This window comes from Granulicella mallensis (assembly GCF_014203225.1).
Lineage (GTDB): Bacteria > Acidobacteriota > Terriglobia > Terriglobales > Acidobacteriaceae > Granulicella > Granulicella mallensis_A.
Map to the genome: position 1 here is coordinate 118,177 of NZ_JACHIO010000006.1, position 15,607 is coordinate 133,783.

14 protein-coding genes are annotated in these 15,607 nt (G+C 60.7%); 11 read left to right on the top strand and 3 right to left on the bottom strand.

What is annotated here, in order from left to right:
* Positions 1-46 precede the first annotated feature (46 nt).
* On the bottom strand, positions 47-721 hold the full coding sequence (locus HDF15_RS08400) for a DsbA family protein (protein ID WP_260330941.1): 675 nt from the start codon (positions 719-721) through the stop codon (positions 47-49).
* Positions 722-771: 50 nt separating this feature from the next.
* Complete coding sequence (locus HDF15_RS08405; protein ID WP_184254568.1) at positions 772-921, bottom strand: hypothetical protein; 150 nt, start codon at positions 919-921, stop codon at positions 772-774.
* Between HDF15_RS08405 and HDF15_RS08410 the strand changes: the two genes are divergently transcribed.
* The 6 genes from HDF15_RS08410 (at position 914) to HDF15_RS08435 (ending at position 7,042) form a co-directional block, all read left to right on the top strand.
* Positions 914-2,404, top strand: a complete 1,491-nt coding sequence (locus HDF15_RS08410; RefSeq protein WP_184254570.1) for a DNA recombination protein RmuC — start codon at positions 914-916, stop codon at positions 2,402-2,404. The two genes, HDF15_RS08405 and HDF15_RS08410, sit on opposite strands and share 8 nt — an antisense overlap.
* 550 nt (positions 2,405-2,954) lie before the next feature.
* Entirely contained in the window at positions 2,955-3,197 is a 243-nt protein-coding gene (locus HDF15_RS08415) for an acyl carrier protein (protein WP_014263586.1), read from the top strand.
* Between the two features lie 3 nt (positions 3,198-3,200).
* Positions 3,201-4,457 carry a beta-ketoacyl-ACP synthase II gene (gene fabF, locus HDF15_RS08420; protein ID WP_184254572.1) on the top strand — a complete coding sequence of 419 codons (1,257 nt, stop codon included), beginning with the start codon at positions 3,201-3,203 and terminating at the stop codon, positions 4,455-4,457.
* Between the two features lie 73 nt (positions 4,458-4,530).
* Entirely contained in the window at positions 4,531-5,211 is a 681-nt protein-coding gene (locus tag HDF15_RS08425; RefSeq protein WP_184254573.1) for a hypothetical protein, read from the top strand.
* A gap of 82 nt (positions 5,212-5,293) precedes the next feature.
* On the top strand, positions 5,294-6,223 hold the full coding sequence (locus HDF15_RS08430) for a hypothetical protein (RefSeq protein WP_184254574.1): 930 nt from the start codon (positions 5,294-5,296) through the stop codon (positions 6,221-6,223).
* Positions 6,224-6,463: 240 nt separating this feature from the next.
* On the top strand, positions 6,464-7,042 hold the full coding sequence (locus tag HDF15_RS08435; protein WP_184254575.1) for a BON domain-containing protein: 579 nt from the start codon (positions 6,464-6,466) through the stop codon (positions 7,040-7,042).
* Between the two features lie 37 nt (positions 7,043-7,079).
* On the opposite strand, the gene yiaK is transcribed toward HDF15_RS08435, so the two are convergent.
* On the bottom strand, positions 7,080-8,099 hold the full coding sequence (gene yiaK, locus HDF15_RS08440) for a 3-dehydro-L-gulonate 2-dehydrogenase (protein WP_184254576.1): 1,020 nt from the start codon (positions 8,097-8,099) through the stop codon (positions 7,080-7,082).
* Between the two features lie 186 nt (positions 8,100-8,285).
* Here yiaK and HDF15_RS08445 point away from each other — a divergent pair, with 186 nt between their 5' ends.
* From HDF15_RS08445 to HDF15_RS08465, 5 genes are all read left to right on the top strand, one after another.
* The gene (locus tag HDF15_RS08445) at positions 8,286-9,731 is read left to right on the top strand and encodes a metallophosphoesterase (protein ID WP_184254577.1); all 1,446 of its coding nucleotides are present in this window, start codon (positions 8,286-8,288) and stop codon (positions 9,729-9,731) included.
* 52 nt (positions 9,732-9,783) lie between these two features.
* Entirely contained in the window at positions 9,784-10,680 is an 897-nt protein-coding gene (prpB, locus tag HDF15_RS08450; protein WP_260330942.1) for a methylisocitrate lyase, read from the top strand.
* Positions 10,677-11,837 (top strand): 2-methylcitrate synthase, encoded by a 1,161-nt coding sequence (prpC, locus tag HDF15_RS08455; RefSeq protein ID WP_184254581.1) that lies wholly within the window; start codon positions 10,677-10,679, stop codon positions 11,835-11,837. The genes prpB and prpC overlap by 4 nt, the downstream gene beginning before the upstream one ends.
* Before the next feature lie 276 nt (positions 11,838-12,113).
* On the top strand, positions 12,114-13,562 hold the full coding sequence (locus HDF15_RS08460) for a bifunctional 2-methylcitrate dehydratase/aconitate hydratase (protein WP_184254583.1): 1,449 nt from the start codon (positions 12,114-12,116) through the stop codon (positions 13,560-13,562).
* Between the two features lie 70 nt (positions 13,563-13,632).
* Positions 13,633-15,606 (top strand): hypothetical protein, encoded by a 1,974-nt coding sequence (locus tag HDF15_RS08465; RefSeq protein ID WP_184254585.1) that lies wholly within the window; start codon positions 13,633-13,635, stop codon positions 15,604-15,606.
* The last annotated feature ends 1 nt before the right edge of the window (position 15,607 follow it).

Here is a 15,607-nt window from a genome sequence, read left to right on the forward strand (position 1 = left end):
TGAACCATCGTGAGGATGGGGTGTTGAGTCTTTGTTGGTTTTGAAACTACTTCTTGGCAACCGTAGCGTGGTGCGCGGCGGGCGCGGCAGCAGATCCAGCGGTTGCGGCCTGAGCCTGATCGATGGCCGTGTAGAGCTGCATGACGTCCCGCACCTGGATCCAGTGCTTCGGCGTCACGACGATGATGGTCGGAGTCTCGCTGAGGCCGAGCTTTTCGCCCAGCGCCGAGTCGGCACGAACCTCTTTCTCGAACTCGCCGGTCGGGTCGACGACGAACGGCATCTGCTTGCCGTGCGTGGTCATGAACTTCTGCGTGAAGTTGTGCAGGTCGTCCTGGCTCGCGATCTGGTACTGCGAGGCGAAGACTTCACGGCGATACTCCGTGGCAAGATCGGGCGAAATCTTGTCCTGAATGTAGCGCGCATAGAGCGAAGCCTCATGGCTCCAGATGTGGCCGGGAATCTGGAAATCGTGGCGAATCAACGGAATCTTGTAGTGATTCAGGGCTTCATGCACGATGGGAAACGCATGCGCGCAGGCGGGGCACTCCAGGTCTTCCCACTCGATGATGGCTACGGGCACGCCCGGAGGCGGCTTGAGCATCGAGGTGTCCTTGAAGTTGACCACCTGGTTGGGCGGAACGGAGGTCTGCGCCGTAAGCGCGAGAGGAGCAACACCGGTCAGGGAGAGGAAAAGAGCGGCAGAGAGAAGTCGAGACATAGCTGTAGGACGCACGTGCAGACCCTTTGCGAGCAAAGTGTGCTCTGGAATCATTCAATCACTTCGCTGTGAGTTGCGCCAATCTCAGCATTGCAGCAAAGAAAACAAAGCGTCCAGCGGATCTGGTTTCCGGTCATTTTTGCAACGGTGCTGCAAGGCTGGATGCTATTCTCCAAGCGAAGGAAAATCGAAATGATCATTACCCTCCTTGCCATCCAAATCCTCACGCTTCTGGCGCTCGTGGTCCTGCTGCTGCGCAAGCCTGCCGGCCCTGCGGAAGCCGCCGATCCGCGCCTGGCGCAGCTTCTGGCCGCCGATCTTCCCGCCAAGCTTGCGCGGCTGGATACGCGTGCCGAGACCCAGGAGCAGCATCTGCGGGCCGAGCTGGCCCAGATGCGCAGCGACGCTGCCAGCGAGGCCACACGCACTCGCGAAGCCGCCGGAGCGGCCAATGCGGCGCTGCGTGGCGAGGTGCTCGCCAGCATCAGCACCCTGGGCGAGACCCAGCGGGTAGGGCTGGAAGGTTTTCGCACTGACAACACCGCTGCTGCCGAGCGTTTGCGGACAGCCGTCGACGGCCAGTTGAAGACACTGGGTGAGCGGCTCACCAGCTTTACCGCCGACACGACGCGACATCACAGCGAGAGTCGCGAGGCCCTGCACACGCGGCTGACGGAGCTCGGCACGGCGCAGACCTCCAACCAGGAGAAGCTGCGCGGCATCGTCGAAGACCAGTTGAATAAGCTCAACCAGAGCAATATCGTGAAGTTGGACGAGATGCGCGCGACGGTCGACGAAAAGCTGCAGAAGACCCTGCACTCGCGGCTCACCGAGAGCTTTGGCGCGGTAACCGACCAACTTACAAAGGTCCATGCGGGACTGGGCGAGATGAACACCTTGACGACCGGCGTCAACGATCTCAACCGCATCTTCTCCAACGTAAAGTCGCGCGGCGGCTTTGCCGAGGTCCAGCTTGGCAAGCTGCTCGACCAGGTGCTCGCTCCAGGGCAGTACGTCGAAAACGCGAATGTGCGGCCGGGCACCCAGGAGGTCGTGGAGTTCGCCGTGCGCTTCCCCGGGACCTCGGGCGAGGTGCTGCTGCCCATCGACGCCAAGTTCCCGCGCGAGGACTGGGAGCGGCTGGAATCGGCCTACGAATCGGGAGCTTCCGCCGAGGTGGAAACCGCGCGCAAGGCCTTCGACGCGGCGATCCGGGTGGAAGGCAAACGCATCTGCTCGAAGTACATCAACGAGCCGGTGACGACGCCCTACGCGATCATGTTCCTGCCGACCGAGGGCCTCTACGCCGAGGTGCTGCGCCGCGACGGGCTGCAGGCCGACCTGCACCAGAACTGCCGCGTGATGGTCGCCGGACCGGCGAACCTCTATGCCCTGCTGACCAGCTTCCAGCTTGGCTTCAAGATGCTCAACCTGCAGAAAAAGGGCGATGAGGTATGGAAGATTCTGGCCAAAACCCAGAATGAGTTCGGCAAATTTGAGGAGTTGATGGCGAAGATGGACGACCAGGTAAGCAAGGTCCAGAAGACGATTCAGGCAGTCGGTGTGCGTACCCGTGCCATCAACCGTACCCTGCGCGATGTGGGCGAGGTAGATCCAGGCGACGCCAAGGTTCTCAGCATCGAAAACGTGCTGCCGATGCTGACCGCCAACGAGGAGGAATAGGGGACGATTCGGCCGCTTATGACAACGAACCGCGTTCGGAGGGTCTGTGGCCCGCGTCCTGGAAGAACATCCGGCGACGGCACATCACGCACTCCCACGGATAGAAGCCAAACCAGGGCAAAAATACGCGCTGAATGAATCCATTGCGATTAATCCGGCGCATCGACGTACTTTTACAATACGAACAGACTTTGGTACTCAACGGGAACCCTTCGAATCAGATACAGCGTTTGTCGCCTTATTCTAGCGACGGAACGTGGTTTGACAAGCGGTTTAGACAGGGATAGAGCTCAACTACTGCTAGAAAAGATGTTGTATCGGAACAGGGATAACCCTGTCTACAAACAAACTGAACTTTTTCCGCAGCGTGTAAACCTGTACCCTTAACCTAACATTTAACGAATGTCGGATATCCTTGCATCCAGCATCGTCTTTACACCGCAAGACCGCGTGGGTATGCTTTCACACTGGGGCATGTCGTACGGATGCCCGGCCCAAGGGTCTGCGTTTCCCACAAGCTTATTACGCAATACACACAGGAGATCGAACGATGGCAGCAGTAGACGAGAAGGTAAAGCAGATTATTGTCGAGCAGCTTCAGGTGGATGAGGCCGAGGTTACCCCCGGCGCGAGCTTCCAGGAAGATCTCGGCGCAGACTCGCTCGATGTCGTCGAGCTCGTCATGCAGTTCGAAGAAGCCTTCGACATCCAGATCCCCGATGAAGACGCGGAGAAGATCAAGACCGTCAAGGATGCCGTCGATTACATCGAGAAGAACCAGAAGGGCAAGTAACGAATGCAGGAGTATCGTCGGGTAGTCGTCACGGGCATGGGCCTCCTTTGCGGGGTCGGCAACACCGCCCAGCAAGTTTGGGAAGGTCTGCTCGCAGGCAAGAGCGGCATGGCCGAGATCAAGGCTTACGATCTCGAAGGCCATTCCGTCCGTTTTGCTGCAGAGGTGAAGGACTTCGATCCGCATGTCTTCGTGGAGAAGAAAGAGGCCCGGAAGATGGGCCGCTTTATCCACTTCGCGATGGCGGCGGCGCAGGAGGCCATGGAGCACTCGGGCCTGAAGATTACACCTGAGAATGCCGATAACATCGGCGTCCATATCGGCTCGGGCATCGGTGGATTCGATGTCATCGAGCGCGAGCACACGGCATTGATGAACGGCGGGCCTCGCAAGATCTCGCCGTTCTTCATCCCTGCCTCGATCATCAACCTCGCCGCCGGTCATGTTTCGATCAAGTACGGCGCCAAAGGCCCGAACGAGGCCACGGCGACGGCTTGCACGAGCTCGGCCCACTCTATCGGCGATGCGTTCCGCACCATCCAGCGTGGGGATGCGGATGCAATGATCGCGGGCGGCGCTGAGGCTGCTATCACTCCCCTCAGCGTTGGGGGCTTTGCTGCGATGAAGGCCCTCTCCACCCGTAACGACGACCCGACGCACGCCTGCCGTCCCTTCGACAAAGACCGCGATGGTTTTGTCGTAGGCGAAGGCGCAGGCATTCTTATCCTCGAAGAACTTGAATTCGCCAAGGCACGCGGCGCGAACATCCTGGCCGAGATCGTCGGCTACGGCATGAGCGGCGACGCGTTCCACATGACCGGCATGGCTCCCGAGGGCGACGGTTGCCGTCGGGCGATGGCTGCGGCCCTCAAGGTAGCGGGCATCTCTCCGGACAAGATTGATTACGTGAACGCCCACGCCACGTCGACACCCCTCGGCGATGCGCTGGAGTCACAGGCCATCGAGAACGTCTTCGGTGATCGCGCCAAGAACCATACCCTGCTGGTCAGCTCGACCAAGTCCATGACCGGGCATCTGCTCGGCGGCGCGGGCGGGTTGGAGGCAGGCATCACGATCCTGGCGATGATGAACAGCATCGCTCCGCCGACGATGAACCTCTATGACCCCGACCCACGCTGCCGTTTGAACTATGTTCCCAACACACCGCAGGATCTGAAGATCGACTATGCGCTGTCGAACAGCTTCGGTTTCGGTGGAACGAACGGCTCGCTGGTATTCAAACGCTGGGGTGCGGAATAACGCCCCCAGCCGCATGATTGAAGTGCGCGGTTGAACTCATTCGCAGAGCTTGCAGCATTCCAAGGGGAGCAACATGCTGGACGTTCATCCGCCACACCATCGTCTTGAAGGCATAAAAGATTTTGTTATCCACCTGTTGACCATCACAGCAGGCCTGTTGATCGCTGTAGGCATTGAAGGCTGCGTGGAGCGCCACCATCAGCACGATCTCGCAATCGAAGCCCGTGAGAAGCTGCACAAAGAGATCGAGCAGAACGCCAAGAAGATGGCGGACGATGTAACCGACCTCACCGCAGAACAGGCAAAGGTCAAAGACGGCATCGCCGTCATTACACACCTTGCTGAACATCCCAAAGATAAGAACCAGCATGGATCCATCGCAGTCAACTATTCCCTCAAGGAGTGGGACAGTACGGCGTGGACGACAGCCCAGACGACAGGGGCTCTGGCCTTTATGCCGTATGACGAGGCTAACAAGTACTCCCGTATCTACGACGCCCAACATTCCGTGTCGATTGAACAGGGGAAGCTCGCGGAAGATGTAGCCCAATTCGGAGGGGCCTTGTACAGATCGAGCATCGGTAGTGACTCTTTTACCTCGGAAAAAGCAGGTCTACTCCTGGAAAGACTCGGAATTATGGAGACCCACGTTGCCACATTGAAGGGCATGGCGATGGAGTCTGCCGACATCGATAAGGCTTTTCTGGAGGGGAAAGAGTCCTCATTCAACTATCACGAAGACATCCAGCATTGATGCGTGGTGTCTGCGATAGCGGAGAATTTCGGGCCAAACGGATAGAATAGAAAGTGCAAAACATTCTGCCTGAAGGAACCCCATGAGCACCGCAATCAACGCGCCCGCAGCGCATCTCGAAGCCGCCGCCAAGGCAGCCGGACTAACCCTCACCGCCATCGAGCCAGGCACGGACTTCTCCGGCACCCCCACCACGCGGGCCACCGTCGCACTGGCCTCCGACCCGAGCAAGACCCAGACGGTCGAACTGAGCGAGGCCTTCGACGCCTCAAATCCGAAGTTTGCCGCCGAGCTTGCCAACTTCTTCGCCGAAGCCGCCCTCCGCCTGCGCAATCCTCACCCGGATGCCTATCTGACGCTGCATGGCCTGCCGCTGACCTTCCGCAAGTTCGCCTGGCCGTTCCACGGATCGACCTCCGGTGCCGATAGCTTCATCGTGCATGGCGAGATTCACCTGGCCGATGGCAAGGAGAGCCTGCTGCACGCGAAGGTCTCAGCCGCGCTCACACAGACCTTTGCCGAAGTCGTCGCAGCCCTGGAGCAGCCGTTCGCCGAGGGCTTCATCACCAACGCCGTGCGCAAGACGCTTGACCAGGGCCAGTTGGAGCTCGTGAAGAGCGGCAACCGCCAGCCCGTGCCCGTGACCACACGCTACTACTCGATGAAGCAGCAGCGCTTCATCTTCAACGACACCAACGAGAAGCAGCGCCACGACTATCTGGCAGCCAAGGTCTTCTGGCTGAGCCACGTGCTCGGAGGCGGCGCTCCCGTGTGGATCGCCGATCCGCGCGATGCCCAGTACCTGAACACCACCGCGGCTGAGCTGAAGAAGACCGCTGCCCTGCTGGTGCAGGAAGGCCTGGTTCTGCTCGAAGGCGATGGAGAGTGGGCCACAGCGACCGACACTCTGCGCAACCAGGAAGACAAGTATCGCGCTGGTCTTGAGGAAGCGCTGACCTTCATCAAGCCCAGCTTCAACGAAGACATGCGCGCCGGCCATACGAATATGTAGTTCAGGTCCCAACTCAAAAGCCAAATCCGGCCCTCTCCGTTGCAACGGAGGGGGCCGGATTTGTTTTCACTCCTTGCTATCAACCACCCCTTTGCCCACCAGAAAGGCAAAAACCTAAAAAATCTATTGAATGACACTCCTTAGCCCTCCAAAAAGAAACTTCCGCAATCGATACGGGTCGTAACTAAAGAAGGCATGGTGAAGATTTCACCAGAACTGCGGGAAACACGGAGAGGTTCAATGCAAATACCTGGAAAGCTTACAACTCTTATGCTGGCGAGCATCCTGCTGACTGTCACCGGCTGTAAGCAGACGCAACATGCTGCATCTGCTCGCACTGACCAGCAGATCGCAAGCGACATTCAAGCAAAGTTGGTGTCGGAAAGCACGCTGCGGGGTCAGAACATCCATCCTGCCGTAGCCAACAGAGTTGCCACGCTGAGCGGCATCGTCAGCAACAACGATGTGCGCACCCTTGCGGGCTCTGACGCCGGATCGATTGACGGAGTAAAAACGGTTGTCAACGACCTTGTCCTCCCATCCGATCAGGCGGAACTATGCACCCCCGCTCCTGTTCGAGTGCATCACGCTATCAGGCATACCAGGAGACAGCCGGTCATGACCGCCTCTGTTGCGGAACCCCTGCCGCCTGCGCCCCCACCGCCAGCCCGGCCAATGTTTGCCCGGCCAGTCCCGGTTGTTGTCGTGCCTCCACCGCCTGTGTTTTATCCAGGGCCGGGAATCTATCCGTATCACCGAGCCTGGCGCAGGGGATGGGGGCGTCCGGGCCCGCGGGTCGTCTACGCAAGACCGTACTAGAGATTTTGCCGCAATGGCAATGGATCACCAGCCACCGCTAATCTCCAGCCTCCAGCTCCTGAACCCGTTTCCACTGCGCTTCCTCCACGACAACGCCAAGCCGCAAACTCTCTTCTCTGGTAGCCAGCGTGCCTTCCCCCGGATACCGCGCAGGCTTACCCAGCTCGATCGGCGTTGCGGCATGCAAAGCCTCGATAGCTCCCTGCGCGATAGTGCTCAGCTCCTCCATCGAAGACATCAATTGTGGGGCAATGGCGAGGAAGACCTGAGACTGCCCCACCTCTTTGAGAGGATCGGTGTCGATCTGGTGGGCCGACCTGCCACCCGCCAGCATCGCCGCCAGAACATCCAGCACAAACGACAACCCCGACCCTTTCCAGAGACCGATAGGCAGGGACCGCTGCGAGCGCTCGATCGCGGCAGGATCGCGGGTCAGCACCCCGTGTTCGTCGAAGCCACCGTCAAAGGGCAGTTGCGCGCCGCGTTCGCGATACGCAGCCAGCGTTCCGTAGGAATACTGTGACATCGCCATGTCGAGCACGATGGTGCCCGCCGGCGTACGCGGAACCGCCAGCACCAGGGGATTGTTGCCGAGCGCGGGCGTGGTCGCGCCCCACGGAGGCAGGTTCGGCAGCGTATTGGTCCAGCAGAGCGCCGCCAATCCGGCCTCGGCGGCCTGCCAGCCAAAGGCCCCTCCGCGCTGCCAATGCGTTGTATCGCCGAGCGCAACGGCCCCAAGGCCGTGCTCCGTGGCAAGCTCCATCGCGCGGGCCATGGCCGCGTGTGCGGCAAGATTGCCCGGCCCTCGATGCCCCGCCCATCGTTCCATTGCGCCAAAGCTGGCAATACACTCCGGCTGCGCCAGCGGGTCGATGCTGCCGTTGCGCACCATCTCCGCGAAACGCGGCAGCCGTGCAATGCCATGGGTCCGCACGCCATCGCGGTCGGTCTCAGCGGTAAGCCGCGCGGAGAGAGCGGCGCGTTCGGGTTCCAGACCGAGATGCAGCAAGACACGCTCGAGGGTGTCGCGAAGTTCGTCGAAAGGAATGCGGATCATGGGTTTATTAGAGCAGTTTCGCCATGGATGCAGAACGGCCGCGAAGGTGTTTCCATAGCGCCAACGGCTCAGGCCACGACCAGCGATAGACTTGAAACAAGCACGCGATAGCGCGGAACAGCCGCGACTTGAAGAGGTACTGTTGTGATTCGAACAAGACTGGCGGCATGGCCGCTCAGGTTAGTGATGGCTCTCCTTCCCCTGTCCTGCATTACGGCTTCACTGAGCGCACAGACGAAGACACCGTCCACCCTGCCTGTCGTGATGCTCAGCGATATTCATTTCGATCCGTTTCACGATCCCGCCAAGCTCGCGGAACTGCGCGCGACCCCGACCAAAGAGTGGCCCGGCGTGTTGAACGCACCCGACTCCCCTACCCTGGCCGCCGATGAGGCCGCACTGCAAAAGACCTGTCCAGTCCGTGGCATCGACACACCGTGGACACTGCTGCAGTCGAGTCTGAAAGAGGCCTATCAACGCCAACACGAACCGCTGTTTGTGACGGTGAGCGGTGACCTGATCTCGCACAGCTTCGATTGCCGACTGCACTATCTCGCACCGGGAATCAGTGGGAAGGAGTACAGCGAGTTCACGGCAAAGACTGTCGAGTTCGTTGCGCTGGAGCTGCGCTGGGCCTTTCCCGGCACACCGGTCTACATCGCGCTCGGCAATAACGATTCCGGTTGCACCGACTATCACGAGACACAGGACAGCGCGTTCCTGAAGAGTACAGCCCAGAGCTTTGCGACAGACGTGATCGATCCCGCCAACGGCAAGAAGTTGCTGAGCGAGTTTTCCCGCGAAGGCGACTACAGCGTTACGCTGCCAAAACCGATGCAGCATACGCGGCTGATCGTGCTGCAGGATCTCTTCGAATCGAAGAAGTATGAGACCTGCGGCGACAAGCCGGATGACGCAGCTTCGGACACCCAGGTCCAGTGGTTGCACGCACAACTGGCCGCAGCCCGCGCCGCGCACGAGAACGTCTGGGTCATGGCCCACATCCCTCCCGGAATCGATCCCTACGCCACCTTCTCGAAGGACCGTGACGTATGCGCGGGGCAGAAGCCGGAGACGTTTCTCAGCTCCGGGAAGCTTGCCGATACCCTCAAGGAATTCCCCGACACGGTCAAGCTGGCGATCTTCGCACACACCCACATGGACGAGATGCGCCTCCTGCGCTCGGCCACGGAGGGTTCCAACGGAGCTGTTCCCGCCAAGCTCGTTCCCTCCATCTCGCCGGTCAATGGCAACAATCCGGCCTTCACCGTGGCGCAGGTAGAACCGCGCACGGCCATCCTCAAGGACTACGCCGTCTACGCCGCGGACAATCAGACCGGCATCGCGACAAACTGGAACGAGGAGTACCGTTACTCCTCGACCTACGGCCTGCCGGACTTCTCAGCAAAGTCTGCCGAGACACTGACCTCCGAGTTTCTCGCCGACAAACAAGGAAGCTCGGCGCATAGCAGTGCTTACCAGAACTTCTTCTTTGTCGGACTCTCCAGCTCCGGCGTTAGTGCCAGCCTGAAAGCCGCAGCTCTGCATCACCTCTGGCCCGCCTATGCCTGTTCCATGACGCAGGATGGCGAGGCAGGGTTCCGCGCCTGCCTATGCCCGGCGAAGCCCTGACCGGCCTTGGCTCAAGCTGCTAGCATTGCAGATTCGTATGGAGTGCGATTCCTTGACAGAGAATACAAACACTTCCGCAGGTACAAGGCTCCGTGAGGCCGTTGCAGCCGAACGGCCCTTGCAGATCGTCGGCGCCATCAACGCGTACCACGCACGCATGGCCGAGCGCGTGGGGTATCGCGCGCTGTATCTCTCCGGCGGAGGCGTCGCCGCCGGTTCGCTGGGCATGCCCGATCTTGGTATCTCCACCATCGACGACGTGCTGACCGACGTGCGCCGCATCACCGATGTATGCTCGCTGCCGCTGCTGGTCGATATCGATACAGGCTTCGGCGGGGCCTTCAACCTCGCGCGCTCCCTCCGTGCGTTGATCAAGGCCGGGGCCGGGGGCTGCCACATCGAAGACCAGGTGCAGGCCAAGCGCTGCGGACACCGTCCGGGCAAGGCCATCGTCCCGGGCGAAGAGATGGTCGACCGCATCAAGGCCGCGGTCGATGCCCGCACCGATGCGAGCTTCGTCATCATGGCGCGCACGGACGCCCTGGCGAGTGAAGGCCTGAATGCCGCTCTCGATCGCGCCGCAGCCTGCGTCGAAGCCGGGGCGGACATGGTCTTTCCCGAAGCCGTCACGGAGCTAACCCAGTACCGGGCGTTTGCGGAGCGCACACGGGTTCCGGTGCTGGCCAACATCACGGAGTTTGGCTCTACGCCCCTGTTCACGCTGGACGAACTGCGCAGCGCGGACGTGTCGCTCGCGCTCTATCCGCTCTCTGCCTTTCGCGCGATGAATGCCGCCGCGCTCAACGTGTACCAGCACATCCGCAAGGACGGCACACAAAAGAATGTGCTCGACACCATGCAGACGCGCGCGGAGCTCTACGATTTCCTGGGCTATCACGCGTACGAACAAAAGCTTGACGAACTATTCAGCAAGGAAAAGAAAGCATGAGCACCGAAGCTACTCCAGCTCCAGCATTCAAGCCAAAGAAGTCCGTAGCGCTTTCGGGCGTGCCTGCGGGCAATACTGCACTCTGCACCGTGGGCCGCAATGGCAACGACCTGCACTATCGCGGCTATGACATCCTCGAACTGGCCGCAAAATGCGAGTTCGAAGAGATCGCCTACCTGCTGCTTTACGGCAAGCTGCCAACTGCGTCAGAGCTCACAAGCTACAAACAACGGCTGCGCGGAATGCGCGGGTTGCCGCAAGGCGTAAAGACGGCTCTCGAACAACTTCCTGCGAGCGCGCACCCGATGGATGTGCAGCGTGTAGGCGTCTCCGTGCTCGCGACGCTGGAACCCGAGCCACAGCCCCATACCCCCGAGAGCGCGCTACGTATCGCCGATCGCCTGATGGCGTCGCTCGGCTCCATGCTGCTGTACTGGTATCACTTCGCGAAGAGCGGCAAACGCATTGAAGTAGAGACCGACGACGACTCCATCGGCGGACACTTCCTGCATCTGCTCCACGGCAAGCCGGCCAGTGCGGAGTGGGTGCAGGCCATGCACGTATCGCTGATTCTCTACGCGGAGCACGAGTTCAACGCGTCCACCTTTACGGCCCGCGTGATCGCAGGTACCGGCTCAGACATGTTCTCGGCCATCGCCGGAGCTATCGGCGCACTGAAGGGACCGAAGCACGGCGGAGCGAATGAAGTCGCGCTGGAGATTCAGCAGCGCTATAGCTCGCCTGACGAAGCCGAGCAGGATATTCGTGCGCGGGTTGCAAACAAGGAAGTCATCATCGGCTTCGGGCATCCCGTCTATACGATCAGCGATCCTCGCAATGTGGTGATCAAGAAGGTCGCACATGATCTCTCGGCAACCGCGGGAGATCTCGCGATGTACAACATTGCGGAACGGCTTGAGACGGTGATGTTCGAGGTGAAGAAGATGTTCCCGAACCTCGACTGGTTCTCCGCGGTGGCTTATCACGTGATGAGGATACCGACGGCGATGTTCACGCCGATCTTTACTATCGCGCGGACCAGCGGGTGGTCGGCCCATGTGATGGAGCAGCGTGCGGATGGCAAGATTATTCGGCCGAGTGCGAATTACACGGGGCCGGAGGATGTGAAGTTTGTGCCTCTGGCGGAACGCGGTTAGTTGTCGTTGCTGTTGTTTGTTTTTCGTCGTCATCCTGAGCCGCAGGCGAAGGACCCCCGCATTGGGCACCCCCACGGTATCCTTGCAGCGGCAAGCGTACAGGGCTAATGGGTCACCCACTAGATGCGTGGCCCCACTCAATGCGGGGGTCCTTCGCGTACCGCTCAGGATGACGGCGAAAAACAGGCAACGGCAAGAGTAGTGGCAACGGGAACAGCAGCAGGATCACCAGCAGCTTCAGAAGCAGAAAGAAAAGCAGAGGCGCAAACACCTTCCATGTCCAGCCATATCTCCAACGTCCGCCCCGAGTTCGACCAGCCGCTCATCGACATCGTCGACTACGTCCTGAATTACAAGATCGAAAGCCCGCTCGCCTACGAGACCGCGCGTTACTGCCTGCTCGACACGCTCGGCTGCGGCCTGCAGGCGCTCGACTTCCCAGCCTGCACCAAGCTGCTTGGCCCGCTGGTGCCGGGGCTTACGATGACCAACGGCGCGCGCGTTCCAGGCACCAGCTACGAGCTCGATCCCGTGCAGGCGGCCTTCAATATCGGCACCATCATCCGCTGGCTCGACTTCAACGACACATGGCTTGCAGCCGAGTGGGGACACCCTTCCGACAACCTCGGCGGCATCCTTGCGGTCGCCGACTGGCTCTCGCGTAACGGCAGGCAGCTCACAATGCGCGACGTGTTGACGGCCATGATCAAGGCCCACGAGATTCAAGGCTGCCTCGCGCTCGAGAACTCTTTCAACAAGGTCGGTCTCGATCATGTGGTGCTGGTGAAGGTCGCCTCTACCGCAGTGGTTGCGCAGATGCTGGGCCTACCCCGCGAGCAGATTCTCAATGCTGTCTCCCTGGCCTGGGTCGACGGCCAATCGTTGCGCACCTATCGCCATGCTCCCAACGCAGGCTCGCGCAAGAGCTGGGCCGCAGGCGATGCGACCTCGCGGGCGGTGCGGCTCGCCCTGATCGCGCAGACCGGGGAGATGGGTTATCCCTCCGTGCTGAGCGCAAAGACCTGGGGATTCTACGACGTCAGCTTCAAGGGCCAGCCCTTCAAATTTCAGCGCCCGTACGGCAGCTACGTCATGGAGAACGTGCTCTTCAAGATCTCGTTCCCCGCCGAGTTCCATTCTCAGACTGCCGTGGAAGCAGCCATGACCCTGCACGCTCAGTTGGCAGCCATGGGTAAGACCGCAGCGGACATCGAGCGGGTCACCATCCGCACCCATGAGGCCTGTATCCGCATCATCGACAAGCAGGGGCCGCTGAATAATCCCGCGGACCGCGACCACTGCATTCAGTACATGGTGGCCGTGCCGTTGATCTTCGGCCGTCTCACCGCCGAGGACTACGAAGACGCCGTCGCACGGGACACGACCTGGGGACCGCGCATCGATGCCGTGCGGGCGCGGATCGTCTGCGCCGAAGACCCGCAGTACACCGCCGACTACCACGCCCCCGAGAAGCGTTCGATCGCCAATGCGCTCACCGTTGAGTTGAGTGACGGAACGGTCCTGCCCGAAGTAGCCGTCGAGTACCCCATCGGACACCGGTTGCGGCGCGGCGACGGCATTCCGCTGCTGCTCGACAAGTTTCGGCAAAACCTCGAGCGCCGGCTCTCGCCCGAGGCCCAGCAGAAGATCCTCGCCGCTTCATCCGAACAGGCAAAGCTTGAGGCCATGCCGGTGGATGAGTACGTAGGACTCTATACCGTCTGAACAGACTGAATTTTCAACGGTATTCACTGCGAATCATGCTAGTTTGAATTCCGGGAGCCCCTCGAAGTCCATGCGCAAGGCCACAATCGGTATCTCTGCCGCTCTTCTCATCCTTGTGATCGGCGGCGCGGGCTTTGCTCTCTTCAGAATCAACTTAACCCTGCGGAGTACCCGCGAGCGAGTGGACACCGAGGGCAACCTGGCCTTCGATCTGCTGGCACTGGATAGCTCTTCCTCAGGTGCACAAGGCCCCAAAAGCGGCTTCGAATCTCTTCCCTCCCCTAACAACGCCGTCGCTGGCGCGTCCTTCCGCGGCAAGCTTTACCTGGCTGGACCGGGAGGGCTGGCCGACTACTACAAGCCGGATGCACCACCTGAGCTGCTTCAGGCCGGCCGGGATCTTCCCTCCGCGGCGATCACCGCCCTCGCCACAGGCAGGCTGCACGGCGGCGGGACCGCAAAGTACCTATTCGCGGCTACGCAGGGGGAAGGCCTGCTCCTGCTCCCCGACGATACAACGAAGCCTATCCGGCAACTTCGGGCCTCAGACCCCACAGAGCGGGACATCACCGCGGTATTGTCCCTCGCCTCGGGCGATCTGTTGATCGGCACACGCAGGGCGGGACTACTCCTCTACAACGGCAAGACGTTGCGGCTGTTCAAACCCGAGTTCGCAGGACTCCCCATCACCGCACTCGCCGGAGACGAAAGCGACTTCTGGGTGGGAACGCGCACCAGGGGCGTATGGCACTGGCATGCCGGCCAACTGGATACCTTCAACCAGAATGCGGGATTACCCGACCCGGAGGTGGAAGACATCGTCGTCGGCGCGGCGGGAGTCTTCGTCGGCACACCGCTGGGGGTCGCCGAGTTCACGAATGGACGTCCTGCCAGGGTGCTCGCACAGGGTTTGTTCGCGCATTCTGTGGCGCTGGATGAAAACATCCTGATGGTTGCGACCATCGACCAGGGCCTGCATGAGATCGACTTGAGGCCGCGCCAGCCTCTGCATCAGCCATCGGCAGACGAGGGCCTGAATCATGCGCACCTCTTCACGGCGGACGGAGCCTTGTTTGCGGTGGGCGACGGCAAGGTGCTACGCCACGGACGCGGCGGCATCAATGGAGACTGGCAAACAATTATCTCCGCGCCGCCGCAATCGCTCACCGACCGCAACGTCACCTCGTTGAACTTCGCGCCGGATGGCCGCCTCTGGATCGGCTACTTCGACCGTGGCGTCGACGTCTTGAACCTGCAGAACGGCCACGCCGAACACGTGGAGGACGACCATGTCTTCTGCGTGAACCGCATCGTCACCGATCCTCTGCGGCAGACGATGGATGTCGCCACGGCGAACGGCCTGGTACTCTTCGACCCCTCCAGGACCACACCAACAGAACGGCAGGTGCTGCTGCGCCGCGACGGCCTGATCGCCGACCAGGTAACCGACATCGCCTTTACCCATGAGGGCATGACACTCGCCACCCCGGCCGGGATCACGTTCTTTACCCCGTCCGGCGCGCAGAGCCTCTATGCCTTCCAGGGGCTGGTCAACAACCACGTCTACACGCTGGCCGCGGACCGGACCAATGGACACCTGCTGGCCGGGACGCTGGGTGGGATCTCGATCCTCGACGACGAAGCCGTGCGCCAGAACGTGACCCTGAAGAACTCCGGGCTGAAGCGCAACTGGATTACCGCGATTCTGCGGGTGCCGGAGGCGGGCACAGCCGACACCTGGTTCGTCGGCACGTACGGCGGAGGCATCGTGCAGATGGACGCTGCCGGACACATCACAGCCATGGACGGCGCAACGACCTCCGCGGTGATCAACCCCAACGCGATGCTTGCAACAGCGCAACACGTCTTCGCGGGCAGCCTCGACAACGGCCTGCTGATCTACAACCGCGCCTCGCGCCGCTGGTCGCAGATTACGGCAGGATTGCCCTCAAAAAATGTAACAGCCTTCGCAGAAAACGGAGGTGAGCTTTACATTGGTACGGACAATGGAATCGTACGGATCGCCGAAGCGAGGCTGCCATGAA

Bases quoted from the DNA above. Each gene is read 5' to 3' on its own strand.
- HDF15_RS08400 (WP_260330941.1), bottom strand. From the start codon at position 721: ATGTCTCGACTTCTCTCTGCCGCTCTTTTCCTCTCCCTGACCGGTGTT.
- HDF15_RS08430 (WP_184254574.1), top strand. From the start codon at position 5,294: ATGAGCACCGCAATCAACGCGCCCGCAGCGCATCTCGAAGCCGCCGCC.
- HDF15_RS08405 (WP_184254568.1), bottom strand. From the start codon at position 921: ATGATCATTTCGATTTTCCTTCGCTTGGAGAATAGCATCCAGCCTTGC.
- prpC (WP_184254581.1), top strand. From the start codon at position 10,677: ATGAGCACCGAAGCTACTCCAGCTCCAGCATTCAAGCCAAAGAAGTCC.
- HDF15_RS08435 (WP_184254575.1), top strand. From the start codon at position 6,464: ATGCAAATACCTGGAAAGCTTACAACTCTTATGCTGGCGAGCATCCTG.
- HDF15_RS08415 (WP_014263586.1), top strand. From the start codon at position 2,955: ATGGCAGCAGTAGACGAGAAGGTAAAGCAGATTATTGTCGAGCAGCTT.
- HDF15_RS08445 (WP_184254577.1), top strand. From the start codon at position 8,286: ATGGCTCTCCTTCCCCTGTCCTGCATTACGGCTTCACTGAGCGCACAG.
- HDF15_RS08465 (WP_184254585.1), top strand. From the start codon at position 13,633: ATGCGCAAGGCCACAATCGGTATCTCTGCCGCTCTTCTCATCCTTGTG.
- yiaK (WP_184254576.1), bottom strand. From the start codon at position 8,099: ATGATCCGCATTCCTTTCGACGAACTTCGCGACACCCTCGAGCGTGTC.
- HDF15_RS08410 (WP_184254570.1), top strand. From the start codon at position 914: ATGATCATTACCCTCCTTGCCATCCAAATCCTCACGCTTCTGGCGCTC.
- fabF (WP_184254572.1), top strand. From the start codon at position 3,201: ATGCAGGAGTATCGTCGGGTAGTCGTCACGGGCATGGGCCTCCTTTGC.
- HDF15_RS08460 (WP_184254583.1), top strand. From the start codon at position 12,114: ATGTCCAGCCATATCTCCAACGTCCGCCCCGAGTTCGACCAGCCGCTC.
- HDF15_RS08425 (WP_184254573.1), top strand. From the start codon at position 4,531: ATGCTGGACGTTCATCCGCCACACCATCGTCTTGAAGGCATAAAAGAT.